Source organism: Granulicella sp. L46 (assembly GCF_009765785.1).
Lineage (GTDB): Bacteria > Acidobacteriota > Terriglobia > Terriglobales > Acidobacteriaceae > Granulicella.
Genome location: NZ_LMUT01000012.1, coordinates 1,472,904 through 1,489,852, shown reverse-complemented (window position 1 = coordinate 1,489,852; position 16,949 = coordinate 1,472,904). Strand labels below are relative to the sequence as shown.

General features: G+C 54.8%; 18 protein-coding genes. 3 read left to right on the top strand and 15 right to left on the bottom strand.

Annotation, left to right across the window (positions count from 1 at the left end):
* Positions 1–15 precede the first annotated feature (15 nt).
* The 8 genes from GSQ80_RS15650 to GSQ80_RS15615 form a co-directional block, all read right to left on the bottom strand.
* On the bottom strand, positions 16–789 hold the full coding sequence (locus tag GSQ80_RS15650) for an SDR family NAD(P)-dependent oxidoreductase (RefSeq protein WP_158788488.1): 774 nt from the start codon (positions 787–789) through the stop codon (positions 16–18).
* Positions 790–823: 34 nt separating this feature from the next.
* Positions 824–1,192 carry a DUF3175 domain-containing protein gene (locus GSQ80_RS15645; RefSeq protein WP_254059674.1) on the bottom strand — a complete coding sequence of 123 codons (369 nt, stop codon included), beginning with the start codon at positions 1,190–1,192 and terminating at the stop codon, positions 824–826.
* A gap of 44 nt (positions 1,193–1,236) precedes the next feature.
* Complete coding sequence (tadA, locus tag GSQ80_RS15640) at positions 1,237–1,671, bottom strand: tRNA adenosine(34) deaminase TadA (protein ID WP_216850343.1); 435 nt, start codon at positions 1,669–1,671, stop codon at positions 1,237–1,239.
* A 50-nt stretch (positions 1,672–1,721) separates the two neighbouring features.
* Complete coding sequence (locus GSQ80_RS15635; protein WP_158788486.1) at positions 1,722–2,321, bottom strand: cytochrome P460 family protein; 600 nt, start codon at positions 2,319–2,321, stop codon at positions 1,722–1,724.
* 63 nt (positions 2,322–2,384) lie between these two features.
* Entirely contained in the window at positions 2,385–3,443 is a 1,059-nt protein-coding gene (locus GSQ80_RS15630) for an agmatine/peptidylarginine deiminase (protein WP_158788485.1), read from the bottom strand.
* Between the two features lie 11 nt (positions 3,444–3,454).
* Positions 3,455–3,946 (bottom strand): DUF3455 domain-containing protein, encoded by a 492-nt coding sequence (locus GSQ80_RS15625; RefSeq protein WP_158788484.1) that lies wholly within the window; start codon positions 3,944–3,946, stop codon positions 3,455–3,457.
* Positions 3,947–3,966: 20 nt separating this feature from the next.
* Complete coding sequence (locus tag GSQ80_RS15620; RefSeq protein WP_158788483.1) at positions 3,967–4,902, bottom strand: carbon-nitrogen hydrolase; 936 nt, start codon at positions 4,900–4,902, stop codon at positions 3,967–3,969.
* A 94-nt stretch (positions 4,903–4,996) separates the two neighbouring features.
* Positions 4,997–5,548, bottom strand: coding sequence for a pyruvoyl-dependent arginine decarboxylase (locus GSQ80_RS15615; RefSeq protein WP_158788482.1), 552 nt, complete (start codon positions 5,546–5,548; stop codon positions 4,997–4,999).
* 328 nt (positions 5,549–5,876) lie between these two features.
* On the opposite strand from GSQ80_RS15615, the gene GSQ80_RS15610 reads away from it, so the two are divergent.
* Together GSQ80_RS15610 and mdh are read left to right on the top strand one after the other, a co-directional pair.
* The gene (locus tag GSQ80_RS15610; RefSeq protein ID WP_158788481.1) at positions 5,877–7,307 is read left to right on the top strand and encodes a glutamine synthetase family protein; all 1,431 of its coding nucleotides are present in this window, start codon (positions 5,877–5,879) and stop codon (positions 7,305–7,307) included.
* Between the two features lie 239 nt (positions 7,308–7,546).
* Positions 7,547–8,476: a malate dehydrogenase gene (mdh, locus tag GSQ80_RS15605; protein WP_158788480.1), complete on the top strand. Its 930-nt coding sequence runs from the start codon at positions 7,547–7,549 to the stop codon at positions 8,474–8,476.
* A 93-nt stretch (positions 8,477–8,569) separates the two neighbouring features.
* Here the strand turns inward: mdh and GSQ80_RS15600 are convergent, their stop codons facing one another.
* The 4 genes from GSQ80_RS15600 to GSQ80_RS15585 form a co-directional block, all read right to left on the bottom strand.
* Positions 8,570–9,076 (bottom strand): peptidylprolyl isomerase, encoded by a 507-nt coding sequence (locus GSQ80_RS15600; protein WP_158788479.1) that lies wholly within the window; start codon positions 9,074–9,076, stop codon positions 8,570–8,572.
* A gap of 397 nt (positions 9,077–9,473) precedes the next feature.
* On the bottom strand, positions 9,474–10,298 hold the full coding sequence (locus tag GSQ80_RS15595; RefSeq protein WP_158788478.1) for a peptidylprolyl isomerase: 825 nt from the start codon (positions 10,296–10,298) through the stop codon (positions 9,474–9,476).
* Between the two features lie 67 nt (positions 10,299–10,365).
* Positions 10,366–11,547: a glycoside hydrolase family 130 protein gene (locus tag GSQ80_RS15590; RefSeq protein WP_254059673.1), complete on the bottom strand. Its 1,182-nt coding sequence runs from the start codon at positions 11,545–11,547 to the stop codon at positions 10,366–10,368.
* 228 nt (positions 11,548–11,775) lie between these two features.
* Positions 11,776–12,936: a dipeptidase gene (locus GSQ80_RS15585; protein WP_158788477.1), complete on the bottom strand. Its 1,161-nt coding sequence runs from the start codon at positions 12,934–12,936 to the stop codon at positions 11,776–11,778.
* 222 nt (positions 12,937–13,158) lie between these two features.
* Here GSQ80_RS15585 and GSQ80_RS15580 point away from each other — a divergent pair, with 222 nt between their 5' ends.
* Entirely contained in the window at positions 13,159–13,356 is a 198-nt protein-coding gene (locus GSQ80_RS15580) for a hypothetical protein (protein WP_158788476.1), read from the top strand.
* 97 nt (positions 13,357–13,453) lie between these two features.
* Here the strand turns inward: GSQ80_RS15580 and GSQ80_RS15575 are convergent, their stop codons facing one another.
* From GSQ80_RS15575 to GSQ80_RS15565, 3 genes are read right to left on the bottom strand one after another with little or no spacing between them, the layout of a single operon-like run.
* The gene (locus GSQ80_RS15575; protein ID WP_158788475.1) at positions 13,454–14,242 is read right to left on the bottom strand and encodes a succinate dehydrogenase/fumarate reductase iron-sulfur subunit; all 789 of its coding nucleotides are present in this window, start codon (positions 14,240–14,242) and stop codon (positions 13,454–13,456) included.
* The gene (locus tag GSQ80_RS15570) at positions 14,243–16,156 is read right to left on the bottom strand and encodes a fumarate reductase/succinate dehydrogenase flavoprotein subunit (RefSeq protein ID WP_158788474.1); all 1,914 of its coding nucleotides are present in this window, start codon (positions 16,154–16,156) and stop codon (positions 14,243–14,245) included. It lies immediately after the preceding gene.
* Positions 16,157–16,846 (bottom strand): succinate dehydrogenase cytochrome b subunit, encoded by a 690-nt coding sequence (locus GSQ80_RS15565; RefSeq protein WP_158788473.1) that lies wholly within the window; start codon positions 16,844–16,846, stop codon positions 16,157–16,159. It abuts the gene before it with no gap.
* Between the last annotated feature and the right edge of the window lie 103 nt (positions 16,847–16,949).

The window sequence follows — 16,949 nt, the reverse complement described above, 5'->3', positions numbered from 1 at the left end:
AGCGCTGATGAAATTTCACTGCTCGTGATAATTGCGAATGAGGCCGCCATCAATGAAGTAAGTGCTTCCGGTCACATAAGCACCATCGTCGGACGCTAGGAAGGCTACGACCCCGGCAACCTCGCCTGGCTCGCCCAGGCGGCCCAACGGAATATTCGTGAGCAGAGCATTGAGCTTCGGTTTGTCCGCTAACAGCGACTTGTTGATCGGCGTATTGATGGCTCCAGGCGCGATATTGTTCACTGTAATTCCCGCCGGACCAAGCTCTACTGCGAGGTCGCGCATAAGCATACGCATGGCACCCTTGCTCGCGCAGTAGGTCGAGAAATGTGGAAAAACCATGTCCTCATGCACAGAGGAGATATTGATGATGCGGCCCGGCTTTTTAGCGGCGATGAGCTTACGGACAAATGCTTGCGAGAGGAAAAACGCGCCCTTCAGATTCACACCGAGTACCGCGTCGTACTCTGCCTCGGTGACGTCTGTGAAGTTCGCAGATTTTTCAATTCCTGCGTTGTTGACGAGGATGTCGCACGATCCAAGCTCGGTCCAGGCGGCCTCGATTAGCCGATTGCAGTCTGCGACCACAGAGACGTCGGCCTGCACCAGTACAGCTTTGCCGCCAGCTGCTTTGATCTTGTCGAGTGTCTGGTCTGCCTCTTCGACATGGTCGACATAGTCGATCACGCAATCGGCGCCCTCTGACGCGAGTCGCTCCGCGATGGCTTGTCCAATTCCTGATCCGGAACCAGTGATGACTGCAGTTCTTCCATCCAATCGTCCTGCCATTGGGATTCCTTTCGCTATGCTGCCTTTTTCTTGGTCAACTTCTTTGTTGACGCCTTCTTCTTTGATAATCTTTGGAGCCTGTATCTGTCTTGTGGCTCGCAATAATTTCCGAGAGAATTGTTTTGGCTCTCTGCAAGTCAGCAAGCCGACCGTTGCCCAAGTTCTTGCCAGCGCGGTTGATATAGAACGTCAACATTTGCATGCCTGAGCTTGGTCCCTTTGGTGAAACCTTTTTTGTCGCCAGTTCGTGAGCTATGATGGTGGCACTTTCTAAGAATAATCCTTTTTGTGGGTGTGTAGAGTCTGTGGTCACTTTCGCTGACCAGCGCAGCGCCGCGAAAGTCTCATGTTTCTTTGCGGTTCGCTTGGTCGACTTCTCGGCTGCCATTTTCTGAGTTGGCACAGAGAACTTCGCTCCTCGCTATTTTCTGATGCATACTCTGTCCTCTACGTTCGTTTTGAACGGAAGAAGTCCGTCAGCATTTTTCCGCACTCTTCGGCCAACACTCCTTCTACCAACTCTACGCGGTGGTTCAGCGCTGGATGATTCATGACCGCGATCACTGATCCGCAGGCGCCTGCCTTGGGGTCGGCTGCTGCATAGACGAGCCGAGCAATCCGCGCATGGAGAATCGCTCCTGCGCACATGGAACAGGGTTCCAGTGTGGAATACAACGTGCATCCCAACAAGCGATAGTTTCCGAGAGCTGTTCCTGCCGAACGTAATGCAACGATCTCCGCATGAGCTGTTGGATCTGAATCGCGCAAAACGTGATTGGACCCGCGAGCAATCACTTCGCCTGTAGGGGACACGATGATCGCGCCTACGGGCACTTCACCAGCAGCCTCGGAAGCGCGTGCTTCCGCGATGGCTGCTTGCATCAGTTCCTGATCTCTTAGAAGAAAATCGGTGGGCATCGACAACAGTTGTACTACTTTGCGGGTGGCTGCGCGACCGGAGTTACCCCTTGATCCGTTAGGTAGGCAGCGGATAGGGTCTTCTTCTGCGTTGCCAGCGGGAGCAGCGTAGGGTAGAACTGCACGAAGGTGGTGTCAACCGCTGCATGCGCCTCATGGCATGTATAGCAACTCGCAGACCGCGGAATCAGCTTCCCGTTGTCATCGTAGAAGCCCCACTTCCCGTGGTCTTTCACGTGGGTCTCAAGCCCCATGAGCTCTGCACTCTGAGTATGCCCCTGTTTGTTGATTGAAATTGGGCTGTCCGCGCCGCGAACCTCGAGCACCATGACGGTCTTATCCGGCCATGTCCCTGTCGCCAAAAAGCTGTGATACGCAGTCGGATTTACGAAGACGTTATAGAAGATGTGATGGTCGGGCGGCCCAGTGGGGGCGTCGTAGGACATGTCGATTCCGGTGGTCAGATAAATCCAGTCGCGATAATGTATCGGCGCGACGAGATCGCCCCCACTTGTGTAGGCAGGCGCATCATCCGCTGGAACCTGCGTACTTTGTGTTCCGGGCACCAAGGTTAGCAGCAGGAGGCCGGCGGCAGAAACAAGTTGCTTCGTCATGGTTGGCTCTCTAGAGTTCCATACGCACGTTGGTCCGAACAAGTTCCACAATTGCTCTTGGCATCAACTCGGCTCCTGCTGGGTCATGCAATGCAATGCACCGAGACCCCAGATAAAGTCCGTGCAGTGGATACCTGTCACCGCGCGCTCGGGAAAACATTCCGCCAAAGTATTTAGTGCGATGCGGTCGTTTGGATCATTGAACGTTGGCGCCAGGACTAAGTCGTTCGCAATATAAAAATTCGCATAGCTCGCCGGCAACCGCTGACCTTCAAACATCACAGGCGCGGGCATTGGTAGTGTCTTGATGTTGAACGGACGGCCCTTCAGATTGCGCGCAGCATGCAAGCGTTCAAGATTTTCGGCTAGAGGCAAGTGATTTTCATCCTTGGTATTGGGTTCTACTGCGGTGAGGATCGTATTCACGCCAACAAATCTTGAGATGTCATCGACATGGCCGTGGGTATCATCTCCAGCGCATCCGCGATTCAGCCAGATGACCTTCTCAATGCCGAGATATTCGGCGAAGGCGCACTCCAACTGTTCGCGGCTCACGCCTGGATTGCGCTGTTGAACATCGCTCAGCAGGCACTCTTCGGTGGTAAGTAAGACGCCCTCGCCGTTCGTATCGATCGAGCCACCTTCCAGCACCAGGCGTTTGGTCTTACCGTCAGAGAGTGGCACGGTGGGCTCGAAGCTTTTCATACCGTAGAGTTTGGCCACATGCTTGGGAATGAGATCATCGTTGCGCCAGTTATCGTACTTAGCCCAGGCGTTGAACTTCCAGTTTGTGAGGGCAACTTCACCTTCGGGATTCTTGACGAAGATTGGTCCAGAGTCGCGCAACCAGACACGGTCTGTCCGCCAGCAGTGGAAGTGAAGCCGAGCTGCATTCCCGCCCTGCCGGCGCAGCATGTTGAGGGCGCGACGTTGGTCGCTCTCATCGTTCACGAGGATGTGGACATCCTCTACTTGCGAAAGGTGCCGAACGATCTCGCAATATACCCACGGAATCGGCTGGAACTTGTTCGGCCAATCCTCGGGGTTATGTGGCCATGCGATCCATGTAGCCGCATGCGGAGACCACTCTGCGGGCATTCGATACTGATCCTCTGCACTCATTCGATTCCCACTCATTTGCTCGTCGTATAAAAAGTGTACGTTGCCTGATAGGGAACTCGCACTTCGTTATTTTGGTGCTCTGCATCGCATGCCATGGGGGGGACGCCCGCCTGGGTATCGGACCGGCGCACCAGGGTTACATCTGCCAGAATGCCTGTGGCTGTTCCGGTGGAGTGCGTCTCGACTAGTAGCCAGGGAATGTTGACGGGGTCAGAGGCTGCCCGCTTTTGGAGGACCTTCCCCGTAATCGAGCTGCCGTCAGTCCACGTCCAGGTTGGCCCGACGCTGTGTGTTCCTACCTCTTGACGGGTTGTCGGGTCGAAGAGCTTCGCCACTGGCATCTCGAGCGCCCACTGGAAGCCTCCATCTTGCGGCGCACACTTGTATACCTGTACGCCGAGCCCAACGGCAGTAGCTTTCACATGAGCATTGGGCGGTGGAAGGGTGGGATCGGGCGTCTGTTGCAGCGAGATCAGCGCGAAGAGGACAAGCGATCGAAACATGTTGAATCCACCTTTCTGTTTTAGTCCAAGAACCGGCTGGTAATACCGCTGTAGGCGTCGATTCGACGATCCCGCAGGAACGGCCAATGCTGTCGGGTAACCTCAACTTCATTCGCATCGAGGTCGGCATACAGGATCTCTTCCTGGTCATGAGATGCCTTCGCAAGGACTCGACCGAACGGATCCGCGATGAAGCTTCCACCCCAGAACTCGATCCCGTCTGCCGCGGTGTGGTCGCCTGGCCCACGCATCATTTTGCCGTTGTGTTCCACATCTCCATGCTCGTGTCCCACGCGATTCACTGCGCAGACGAAGACTCCGTTGGCGATGGCGTGTGAGCGCTGGATCGTCTGCCAGGCGTCATACTGCCGCTCGCCGAACTCGACCTTCTCGCTTGGATGCCAGCCAATCGCTGTAGGAAAGAAGAGAGTTTCGGCACCCTTGAGTGCGGTGACCCGAGCACCCTCTGGATACCATTGGTCCCAGCAAACCAGTGTTCCGATGGGTCCCGCCGAGGTGTGCTGGGCGAGGAATCCGAGGTCTCCCGGGGTGAAGTAAAACTTCTCGTAGTAGAGAGGGTCGTCGGGGATATGCATCTTGCGGTAGATAGACGCGATGTTATCCGGCGCGGTGGAAGCGTGGTCGAGAATCGCGGCAGTGTTGTGGTAGAGCCCGGGCGCGCGGCGTTCAAATAAGCTCGCGATCAACACCAAGTCATATTCGCGCACTACCTTGCTTAGCGCAGCAGTGGAGGGTCCCGGAATCGGCTCTGCCGTCGAGAATAGTGCGTGATCTTCACGTTGGCAGAAGTATTGTGCACGAAACAATTCTGGGAGGCAGACCACTTTTGCGCCGCCCTGGGCGGCTTCTTGCACTCGCGCTACGGCCTTCGCTAGATTTGCGTCGGTCGAGGCTTCGCAGGACATCTGAATGAGCGCAACGCGCTTGGTAGCCATAACTTCCCCCAATTCTGTGGGCAGACGATTCTGCCCAAGCAAAAGGCGCTGGAATGAGCCAGCGCCACATCACACCTATCATTTTATCTGCGATTCACTTATCGTCGAAGAGCAAAATCGCTGCGGCAATCGTGGTTGTCCAATTTCCATTCTTCGCCCCCACGGCCGACTGGGTCACATTGGCGGTCCGAACGATCTTGTTGGAGATGCGGTAGATCTCTTTCTTCTCGTCCCAGCTTTTATCCGGATCAAAGTCGACATCGAGGGTCGTCGCAAGCATCTCTGCCGCCAATTCCTCCGCGTAGTCTCCCGCCTGGTCCTCCGTCTCGCCGAAGCTATGATGTTCCGAAAGATAGCCATAGGTATTCTTGTCGGCCGGAATTGCGACGCCGATTGAACTCACCAGGAGCCTGTGAGGTTCGCGGGTGGAATTTTCTGCCACAACTGCAAACACCACCTCGCCGGGGTTCAGATATTTGAGCCCCTCTTTGCGCGTGATCATCTTGCAGTTTGGCGGGAAAATCGAAGAGACTCGCACCAGATTTTGTGCCGCGATGCCTGCATCGCGCAACGCGAGCTCGAACGAGGTCAGTCGCTCCTTATGCTTGCCTACGCCCTTGGTGAAGAACAGGCGTGTAGGGACCATGTTTTTTCCCAATTTCGGGCTCCTCCCTTAGGCGGGTGGTGATCGAGTGATTCTCTATTTGGCCGCGGTGACTCAGTGGAATTATCCCATGTCAAGGGTCGAGCGTGTGGAACGGTGTTCCGCTGACGCCTTGTAGATAGCGCGGCTGCGGCTCCCGGTTGCCCAAACCTTTGCAGGCTTTATGATTTCTTAATGGCGGCTTCTGCTACCTTAAAGTAAAGACAGAAACTTTTTGAGTGATGCCCCCGAATTGCCCCAGGAAACAGCATTTTCGTTTCAAAGCACCACTAAATTAACCGCGGCAGTTGACTGCCAATGAAGGAGTGCCATGTCGACCGAATTTCGTAACTTTCTGGAATTGTCATACGAGGAGTTGGAAGAGCTGAACCTTAGGGCAAAGGAGCAGCGCAGAAATCGAGTCGCTGCCGATGTCATCCAGGAAGAGCGACTAAAGTATCTCGCCGACACGCCCGGCATCAAGGCCGTGACCGTCCTCTTCTCCGACCTCGAAGGTCGCCTTCATATGCTCGACTACGACAAGAAGTTTCTGGTCAAGAGTTACGATAATCTCACATTCGACGGGTCTTCCATTCGCGGCTTCACGGCGCAGCGGGAGAGCGATCTTCGCCTGGCTCTTGATTGGAGCGCTTTTTATTGGACCCCAGCCGACGTTTTTGGTTCGGGCAAGGTTCTCGTATTTGGCGAAGTAATTGACAAAAATGGCACCCACTACTCTGGCGACATCCGTGGAGTCCTGAAGGATTTCGCCAATCAGCAATTTGCCAGGAATGGCTATTCTCTGAACGCTGCGAATGAGATCGAGGGCTTCCTCTTTGATGGTATCGACGCCGAGCGCACCTACCATCAGACTGGCAAATTCGAGTACGTCAACCAGGGCGGATACTATCATTCGCTCCCGGGTGACCCGCTCCGTGAGTTCATCGACACCACTGCCGAAGTGCAGCGTGCCATGGGTTTCGAGAACGAGAAAGACCATCCGGAAGTCGCTCCGTCGCAGTTCGAGATCAACTACTCGTATGGCGATGTCGTTGCGGCCGCCGATCAGATTCAGCTGTACAAGCTGATTTGTCGCCAGGTGGCCACGCAGATGGGCATGACGGCCAGTTTCCTTCCAAAGCCGGTCACGGGCGTTAACGGTTCGGGTATGCACACAAACGTTTCTATCTCCAAGGGAGGCAAAAATCTTTTCTGGGATCCGAAGGGCGAGGAGAAGACTTCCAAGCTTGGTTGGAGTTTCGTGGACAAGATCCTCACGCACGGCAATGACATTTGTCTCCTGCTCAACGCGAGTGTGAATGCTTATCGCCGCCTCGACCCGCATTTTGAAGCGCCTAACCAAATCAAAGCTTCCGCCGTGGATCGCGGCTCGATGATTAGAATTCCTATCGGCAACTCGAAGTCGGCGCGCGTGGAAGTTCGTTCTGTCGGCCCGGACGCTAATCCTTACCTAGTGCTGTACTCGGTCTTCAAGACCGGTTTGCATGGCCAGACGTCCAAGATCAAGAACCTGCGCCAGGCTGAGCGCTATCTTCCCGATAATATTTACACCGCGCTAGAGAACTTCCGTGGGGCCAACTGGATCGACGAACTGCTTGGAGCGGATGTGAAGGAACGGTATGCCGAACTCAAGCAGGCATCCGCCGATCGCTGCCCACGCCTTCTCGGCACGATCGTGAAGGCCAGCGAAGTGCAGTTCCATCACGATGTTTATAACCAGTTGCTGTGGGGTCAGTTTTAGCGATCCGTCATTCAAGGGCGCACCGGAAATTTCCGGTGCGCCTTTTCCATTTTCGGCCCATCAAAAGGCTTGAGTGGCAGATCGTTGCGTGTAGACGCCCGACCTTGACGAAAACCGCCCTCGATGGGCGAATAGCGCACGCATCGTCTGGCGGACTGTTAGTAGCCCGGAATATGATCGTTTTGCGAATTGGTATTTTGCCACGCATCTAGAACAAAGGAATCAAGGAGAGCAGTATTATGCGTAAGAAAGTAACTATTGTGGGAGCCGGCAACGTTGGTGCTACGGCAGCCCATTGGATCGCCGCCAAGGAACTCGCGGATGTCGTCCTGATTGATGTTGTTGAAGGTGTTCCGCAGGGCAAAGGTCTGGATCTACTCGAGGCAATGCCTATCGAAAAGCGGGATGTATCCATTCTGGGGACAAATGACTACGCCGATACAGCCAACTCCGACATCGTGGTGATTACCGCAGGAATTGCCCGCAAGCCCGGAATGAGCCGTGATGATCTTCTGAATACTAACTTTGGCATTATGAGCGACGTTGTTGGTAAAGCCGTGGCAGCCAGTCCAAACGCTATTTTCATTATCGTTTCGAATCCACTGGACGCGATGGCGCAGACAGCGTTCAAGAAAGCCGGTCTGCCCAGGGAGCGTGTCATCGGTATGGCGGGGGTTCTGGACTCCGCGCGTTTCCGTACATTCATCGCGGAGGAGCTCAAAGTCTCGGTCGAGAACGTCACTGCCTTTGTGCTTGGAGGGCACGGCGATACGATGGTCCCGCTGTCGCGCTATTCCACGGTTGCAGGTATCCCGATCACTGAGCTGATCGAGCCAGCGAAGCTCAAAGCTTTGGAGGAGCGCACCGCCAATGGGGGAGCCGAGATCGTAAAGCATCTCAAGACCGGTTCAGCGTTTTACGCACCGTCGGCCGCAGCCACTGAGATGGTGGAAGCCATCCTCAAAGATAAGAAGAAGATCCTTCCGTGCGCGGCCTATCTCCAGGGAGAGTATGGAATCACCGGCCTCTATGTTGGGGTTCCATGCAAACTTGGAGCCAAAGGAATAGAGCAGATCATCGAGATCAAGCTCACACCTGAGGAGCAGGAGGCTCTGAATAAGAGTGCAGGCGCTGTGAAGGAACTCTGTACAGTCATCGGCGTGGCCTAATCACGACCGAGAACAGCAAAAAGAGGCAGGCTCCTTCAATGGACCTGCCTCTCTTATTGCATGCTCAACGCTTGCATGAAGTCTATGAATGCTCTAGCTGCGGTTGATGGTCACACTCTCGAGAACGACGGGAGTCTTTGGCTGATCCATCGCACCACGGGCAATGCGGCTGATCTTCTCCACGACGTCATAACCTTCGATCACTTCGCCGAAGATCGTGTGCTTTCCGGTGAGCCAGCTTGTATCGGTCACCGTGATGAAGAACTGGCTACCATTGGTGTTGGGGCCGGCATTTGCCATGGCCAGTTTGCCGGGCTTTTTGAAGTCATGAGGACTGCCCTTGGTCTCGTCCGCAAACTTGTATCCGGGACCGCCCATGCCTGATCCTTCCGGATCGCCGCCCTGGATCATGAAGTCAGGAATGACGCGATGAAAGATCGTGCCATCGTAGAGTTTCGGCCCTTTCTTGGACCGTGAGTTCCATTCCTTGGTACCCTCGGCCAGGCCGATAAAGTTGGCGACGGTCTGCGGCGCCTCCACGTCATAAAGCTTACAAACAATCGTACCTTCAGAGGTCTTGAAGGTTGCGGTAGTCGGCATTGAATCTCCTTTTTCTCATTGCGACATCTATTGCAGTTTGATGCTGGACAGCATCGATAGGACATCTTCTTTAGGAAGAGGCGAGCGAAGTGTTTCACGAATTTCATCGGTCGATAGAACGTAAGCCATCTGCACTTCTGTTCGTCTTTTGGATCGATTATTTTCTATGGCCGCTTTCCGAACTCGAGACCTCACCATCCCAAAAATCAGGCCAAATCTTACGAGCTAGTGCTCTTAGAAGCAAGTTGATGATCTTTGGATTCAATTCTCAGTAGATCGTTCCTATCCTGCTTATTATCTTACAGATAAAACCGGATACCAAATCCGATATCGATGTCAAACAGAAACGGTGCATGGAAACGTTCATCGTTGCGCCGGCAGTTGAACGCCAAATGCTCTAATGAGGCCGCTCTTTCAGCGTCTCACTCTGTTCGCCTGTCGGAGCGGTCGTGGAGGTTGTCGTTGGGTTTGGCGGCAACGGGGGTATCGGCTGCCCCACAGCAACAATCGTAACTTTGTTGATCACTACCGGCGTTAGCGGCTTGTCTTGTGCATTGCGGTCTACCAGCGCGATGCCTTTCACCATGAGCACCGTGTGCGGATCGCACTGACCGAAGATCGTATAGTTGCCATCGAGAGCAGCATTCGCATTCTCAGTTATGAAGAACTGGCTCCCGTCAGTTCCTGGTCCTGAATTGGCCATTGCGAGTCGTCCCGGCACATCGAAGCGAAGAGAGGTCGAGATCTCGTCCGGAACGTAGTACCCTGCGTCGCCCGCGCCAGTTCCCAGACGGTCGCCGCCCTGGATCATAAAGCCGGGGATCACGCGGTGGAACGTGGTTCCATCGTAGAACGGCTTGCTACTTACTTCTTTCAGGGTCGCCGGATCGGTCCATGTCTTGGTGCCGGTTGCAAGACCGATGAAATTCGCCACGGTCAGCGGTGCTTCCTTATCAAACAGCTTGCACGTCAGCCTTCCCATCGTCGTGTCGAAGAGGACCGTCGGTCCGGTAGGGACAGCAGGAGGGAGTTCATGTGCGATCGTTGAAGGCGCATCCGGAAGGGCATCTGAAGACGGAACATTCGCCGGAGGAGCGGACGTTGCGGGAGGCGCTGGTTGCGGCGACTCTGGTGGAGCGGACTGTGCGATAGCGATCGCAGGGCAGATAAGCAGAGCAAGCGCGCAGAAGAAATATCGAGGCGAGAGATTCTGAGTCTTCATTCAGACTTAAGGCTACTCCATGCAGCGCCAACGTCCAAGCCACCCAGTCCCGTATGCCGGTTACCACTCACCGCAACTCCGTGCTTGCGACCCCAATCACCGAATCTGCCGCGCCATAGTACAGGAGCCACTGGCCCTTGTAAGGCACCAGACCCTCTGCGAACGTCGCCCCCGACGCGTATTGACCATTTCGCTCGTAAGGCCATACCGGGGTCAGAACAGGGTGTTCTGTGCGGTCGAGCAGCTTGCCAGGGTCTGAAGCTGAGAACAGTGCTTCCCCAACTGAGTAGGCCCCGGGACGGATGTTGGCATCTCCGGCAAATTCGTCTGCGCCTGCGGTCTTCTCGGTACTGACGTCTTTGGGGGCGGCTGCATCTGTGGCGAGCGAACCTTGTTGTGTGCCAGGTTTACCGGCTGCCGAATTCTTTCCGTTGTAGATCAGGACAATGCCCTTTTTCGTCAGAACGGGAGGCGGGCCGACCTCTGGAAATCCACTATCAAAATGTCCAGCTCGCGCGCTCATCACCACTTGCGGCAGACCCGTCTTCGTATCCAGTACGGGTGTCCAATGGATCAAATCCGTCGACGTGGCCAGATGAATATGGCCTTCTCCCCAATACATCCAGTATTTGCCGTGCAGGCGCACAGCTTGCAGCCGTCCATTGTGAAGCTCTGTAAGGATTCCGGCCGATTTGTAATGCAGGTTGTCATACTTGGCATTCTTAGCGTTCCCGAAGGCCGGACCCCATTTGGTCCAGTCCTCAAGATTCTTCGACGTCGCGATTCCTACGGTGTATTCCCCTCGGTCTCTCGCCCATTGTGTATAGGCCATCACGTACGTACCGTCAGGCCCGACCACGATGCGCGGATCCTCAACGCCCCCCGGGAACTCCTTCGATTTCTGATCATCATTTTGCGGATAGAGGACAGGGGCTCCTCCGATGGTGAAAAAGAGACCATCTTTGCTGGTCGCAAGTCCTAGTCGCGAGGTATGGCCTCCGATTTCGTCTTTTCCAGAGGTGCCCTCGGCGCGAAAAACGACTGCTACGTCACCATTTGGCGCAATGGTTGCAGCCGGGTTGAATGCGTGTCCCGCGTCCCAGAACGTTTTCTCCTGCGTAATCGGGTCGGTGAAGTAATAAAACGTGTTCGGTTGGATCACAGGTGCTTCAGAGGGACGCACAAATGGTCCAATCACCCACGATTGCGCGGACAGGGTATTGCCTGCGAGCAGCGCGGAGGCGAGCACAAGAACATCCAATATGCGCATAACGATCCTGGGGTTTTCGATTGATGTCCTCGAGCAAAGATTGATTGGGTGCATCTGAGCCCACAGGAAGCTCAGCGTGAGCTCAAATTGAGACTTGCAATCAATCTTTCTCTCGCAGTATCTCATTAGGCGGGGTGGTTTGATGGCCAAGCAGTGGTCCAAAGGTGTTAATACCCAACGCAAAGTGAGTGATTGCACAAGTAACCGTTACGCAATGGTGGCCTCGGCCTGGACAGCCGCAAAAACACGCAGCAAATTTCCTCCGAGAAGTTTGTGCAGCTGCTCGGGACGATAGCCACGTTCTGCGAGCGCCGCTGTTATCTTCGGCAGATTGGCTGCGCTATTCAGGCCCTCGGGCAGGATCGGGAATCCATCAAAGTCCGAACCCAACCCTACGTGATCGATTCCCGCAACCTGCGCTACATGGTCGATGTGGTCTATCAGCGCACTCAGGGGCGCCAGCGGCAATTTGTCCTGGAGGAATTCCGCATAGTATTGGCGGTCGGCGGACATAGACGCATAGTAGGGAACCGGCTCTCCGCGGTCTCTGTACGCCTTTGTCATTGATTCGTAGAGTGAATCACGGTGAGCTTTCGTCGCGGACCAACCGTCGCGCCAGGCAGCATCGATGAACGCTGGATAGAAGTTCACCATCACGATACCGTCGTTCGTCGCGATTGCTCGTAACTGCTCGTCGGTGAGGTTTCGTGGCGAATCCGTGAGCGCACGAGCGCTCGAATGCGACGCAATCACGGGTGCATGTGTCGTCTTCAGCACTTGCCAGAACGTAGTGTCCGCAGCGTGAGACACATCGATCATCATTCCCAATCTGTTCATCTCACGCACAACGTCGCGTCCGAATTCTGTAAGACCCCCGTGGTGCACGACAGTTGGGTCGTCAATATCTCCGGAACTATCAGCCCATTCATTCGAGTTGGACCATGTAAGCGTCATATATCTCACGCCTAGCTGGTAGTACATTCTCAACATTCCCAGATCCGCTTCGATAGAATGGCCACCCTCGATGCCCAGCAATACGCAGAACACCTTATCGCGGTGGGCCTGAACGACGTCTTCCGAGGTCAGGCCTAACCGCATCAAGCCAGGATGTATTCGCAATTGTTGGTAGACGCCGTCCAGCAATTGCAATGTTCGGTGCGCAAAGCGGCCTCGCCACTCTTTCGGCTCAACCCATATAGCGAAGAACTCCGCGGCGAGATTGCCAACTCGCGCCGATTCGAGGTTGAGCATGCCCGCTCCCAACGGATCGCTGAAGTTCCAGGCCTCATCCAAAAATCTTTGCGGGGTGTCTGCATGCCCGTCGATTACGAGAGCATCTGCGTGAATATTCGCTGGATCATTCGTCATGACAAGAAGCCTTATCCCTTTGATTTACGGAGCCTTGATTGTAACAACGCGTTTTTACTCATTCGTCCAACGCTCATGTGCGACCTCAAAGCGCTGCACGCAAACTACTTATCCCCAATGTGGGATGCATGAAATTTCCATGTTGTTCGAACTTCCGATCAAGCAAGGGTTGCATACAACTCTGCTGCTTCAAAGTGCCTCAAACATGACCAGAGGTGACATATGGCAGCGGGACTTGATTCGACTAAAACAGCAGATCGTCCTTCTCACGAGGCAATTGAGAGCACTGGGGGAGAAGCAGAAAACCAAACTCCTGAGCAGCGCCTCGATCATGAAGCAATGGAAAGCGCCAAACGGGCTCAGAACCGGATTCACGACGATGAGGCCAAGAATCCAGGAACTTCGATTTTCACAAAGTAATCCACTTTACAAGTTCGTGAATTGGGGATTACATTCCAGTTCATAACAAAAGAGCCTCGCTTGGCGCGAGGCTTTTTTGTTTAAGGATTGCTGTCGCCTAAGTGTGCTGAAGCACGGGTGCGACTGGTGTAGGAAGGTCTTCACGCCGTTTGAAGCTCGCGCAAACATAGTCCCGATTCATGTTGGCGATGACTTCCAATGGAATTTCCTTTGGGCACACGCCTGTGCATTCTCCAATGCTGGTGCAATTTCCGAAGGCTTCGGCATTCATCTGCGCGACCATGCTCAAAGCTCGGCGCTCGCGCTCGGGTTCGCCCTGGGGAAGAACCCCGAGGTGTGTAATCTTGGCTCCTGTGAAGAGCGCAGCTGATGCGTTGGGGCAGGCCGCAACGCACGCTCCACACCCGATGCAGGCGGCAGCATCCATTGACTGGTCGGCAATTTCTTTCCCCACAGGGAGCGTGTTTCCTTCGGGGGCCTGTCCTGTTGAGACTGAAACGTATCCACCGGCCTCGATGATGTGGTCCAGGGCGCGCCGATTCACAACGAGGTCCTTGACCAGCGGAAACGCCTTCGCACGCCATGGTTCAAGTGTCAGTTCGTCGCCATCTTTGAAATGACGCATCGACAACTGACATGCGGTGGTTCCACGTTCCGGGCCATGCGCGACGCCATTGATCACGAAACCGCAGGAGCCGCAGATGCCTTCCCGACAGTCGTGCTCGAAGGCCACGGGAACTTCGCCGCGCAGGATCAGCGACTCGTTCAATACATCCAGGCATTCCAGCATGGACATCTCGGGATCGACGTCGTTCATGGGGTACTTCACGAACACGCCCTTTTCATTACGGTTCTTTTGCCGCCAGATCTTCAGTGTCAGTTTCATTTACTTGTAACTCCTCTGGCTGGGGTGAACGTATTCGAACGTGAGGGGCTCCTTGATAAGTTCGGGAGGAGCGTCTGGGCCGTTATAACCCCATGCGGCGACGTAGGAATAGCGCTCATCATCACGTTGAGCTTCGCCATCCGGTGTCTGATACTCCTCGCGGAAGTGACCGCCGCAGGATTCGTTTCGATCGAGGGCGTCGATACACATCAATTCGGCTAGTTCGAAGAAGTCGGCAACTCGGCCAGCCTTCTCCAGGCTTTCATTCAGATCGTCGCCACTGCCAGGCACGGTAACGTTTTGCCAGTATTCGTCGCGCAGTGCGCGGATTTTTTGAATCGCGACTTCCAAGCCCTCCGCGGTACGAGCCATGCCGCAATAGTCCCAGACAATCTTTCCGAGTTCACGATGGAAGGAATCGACCGTACGATTGCCTTTGATCGAGAGCAGTTTGTCGATCTTTGTCTTGACCGCCGTGACAGCTTCCTGCACCGCGGGATTCGACTCATCAACCTTTGCGAACTTGTTGCTGGCCAGATAGTTTCCAACGGTGTATGGAATGATGAAGTAGCCATCCGAGAGCCCCTGCATTAACGCGCTGGCGCCAAGTCGATTGGCTCCGTGATCGGAGAAGTTGGCCTCACCGAGCACGAACAGGCCAGGGATGTTGCTCTGCAGCTGATAGTCCACCCACAGGCCGCCCATGGTGTAGTGGATGGCCGGGTAGATCCGCATGGGGGTCTTGTAGGGATTCTCGTCGGTGATTCGCTGATACATGTCGAAGAGATTTCCGTAGCGTTCGCGGACTGTCTTCTCCCCCAGACGCGCGATCGACTCGGAAAAGTCGAGATAGACGCCGAGGCCCGACTTGCCGACGCCGTATCCTTCATCACACATAGCCTTGGCGTTTCGCGAAGCTACGTCACGTGGAACGAGATTGCCGAAGCTGGGATATCGACGCTCGAGATAGTAGTCGCGTTCTTCTTCTGGAATTTCATTGGGAGGACGCGGGTCGCCCTTCTTCTTCGGAACCCAGATGCGACCGTCGTTGCGCAGGGATTCGCTCATCAGCGTGAGTTTCGACTGATAGTCACCCGAGACCGGAATGCAGGTGGGATGGATCTGCGTAAAGCAAGGATTGGCGAAGAGTGCACCGCGTTTGTAGGCGCGCCAACTGGCCGTGACGTTCGAGCCCTTCGCGTTCGTGGAGAGATAGTAGACGTTGCTATAACCCCCGCTGGCGAGGATGACGGCGTCTGCGATGTGTACGTTGAACTCACCGGTGATAAGGCTGCGTGTGACGATGCCTCGCGCCTGCCCATCGACGACTATGAGGTCCAGCATCTCGGTGCGCGGGATCATGGTGACGGAGCCCGCATGTACCTGGCGCTCAAGAGCTTGATAGGCACCCAAAAGAAGCTGCTGACCGGTTTGGCCGCGAGCGTAGAAAGTGCGCGAGACCTGGGCGCCACCGAAGGAGCGATTTGCCAGCGAACCACCATACTCGCGTGCGAATGGCACGCCTTGAGCAACACATTGATCGATGATCTTTCCGCTGATCTGGGCCAAGCGATAGACGTTGGCTTCCCGCGCACGGAAATCGCCACCCTTGACTGTGTCATAGAAGAGGCGGAAGACACTTTCGCCATCATTGGGATAGTTCTTGGCTGCGTTGATTCCACCTTGGGCGGCAATGGAATGTGCGCGCCTTGGAGAGTCTTGAAAACAAAAGCATTTGACGTTGTAGCCTAGCTCGCCGAGAGAGGCTGCTGCAGCTCCTCCGGCCAGGCCGGAGCCTACGACGATCACAGAATGCTTGCGTTTATTTGCCGGATTTACGAGTTTCATGTCGAAGCAGGCTTTCGCCCAGGCTTCTTGAATCGGTCCAGAGGGAATTCTTGCGTCAAGTTTCATCTATTTTATGAACCCCAGCAAAACACTGATAGGAATGGAGATATACCCCAAAACGATGACAAGGGCGACGGCACGAGCAGCATTTAGCAGGTAGGGGGAGAGGCGTGGATGGGCTAGTCCAACGGATTGAAACATGCTCCACAGACCGTGGCTAAGATGAAGACCTAAAAGGCACATAGCAAAGATGTACCAGACTGAAACCCACCAGACCTGGAATCCGGAAACCACGTTTTGATAGACGTCGCCTTGTACGAATGTCGCTTGTGGGTGGATGTAACCGGCTGTGAATTGAAGGAGATGAAAGATGATGAAGGCCAGGACGATGGGACCGCTCCAGTACATGGTGCGGGAGGCGTAGGAGGAATTGATCGCCTGTCTACGTGAGTATCCGACCGGTCTGGCCGCCTTGCTGCGGAGCGCAAGTTGAATGGTTGCAATGATATGCAGGGCGATAGCGAGTAACAGTACTCCGCGTTCGATCCACAAAAGTTCGCCTAAGTTGTGGAGAAAGTGGCCGTAGGCGTTGATGTGCTCGGGGGCCTCGAACATCTGGAGGTTGCCGAGCATGTGGCCCACTACGAAGCCGAACATCATGACGCCGGTGACGGCCATGACCACTTTCTTGCCGTTGGTGGACTGCCAAAAGGTAATGGGCTCAGTGAGATGCGGGGTAACTTCTGTGGTGCTCATCAATTTGTCCCAGCCTTGGGTTTCGGGGGTGAATTCGACATACTTAGCCCTGTTTCGGGTTACTCAGCGACGTCTTTAGCCTAGTTTCGGGTGTCGCGTCGCG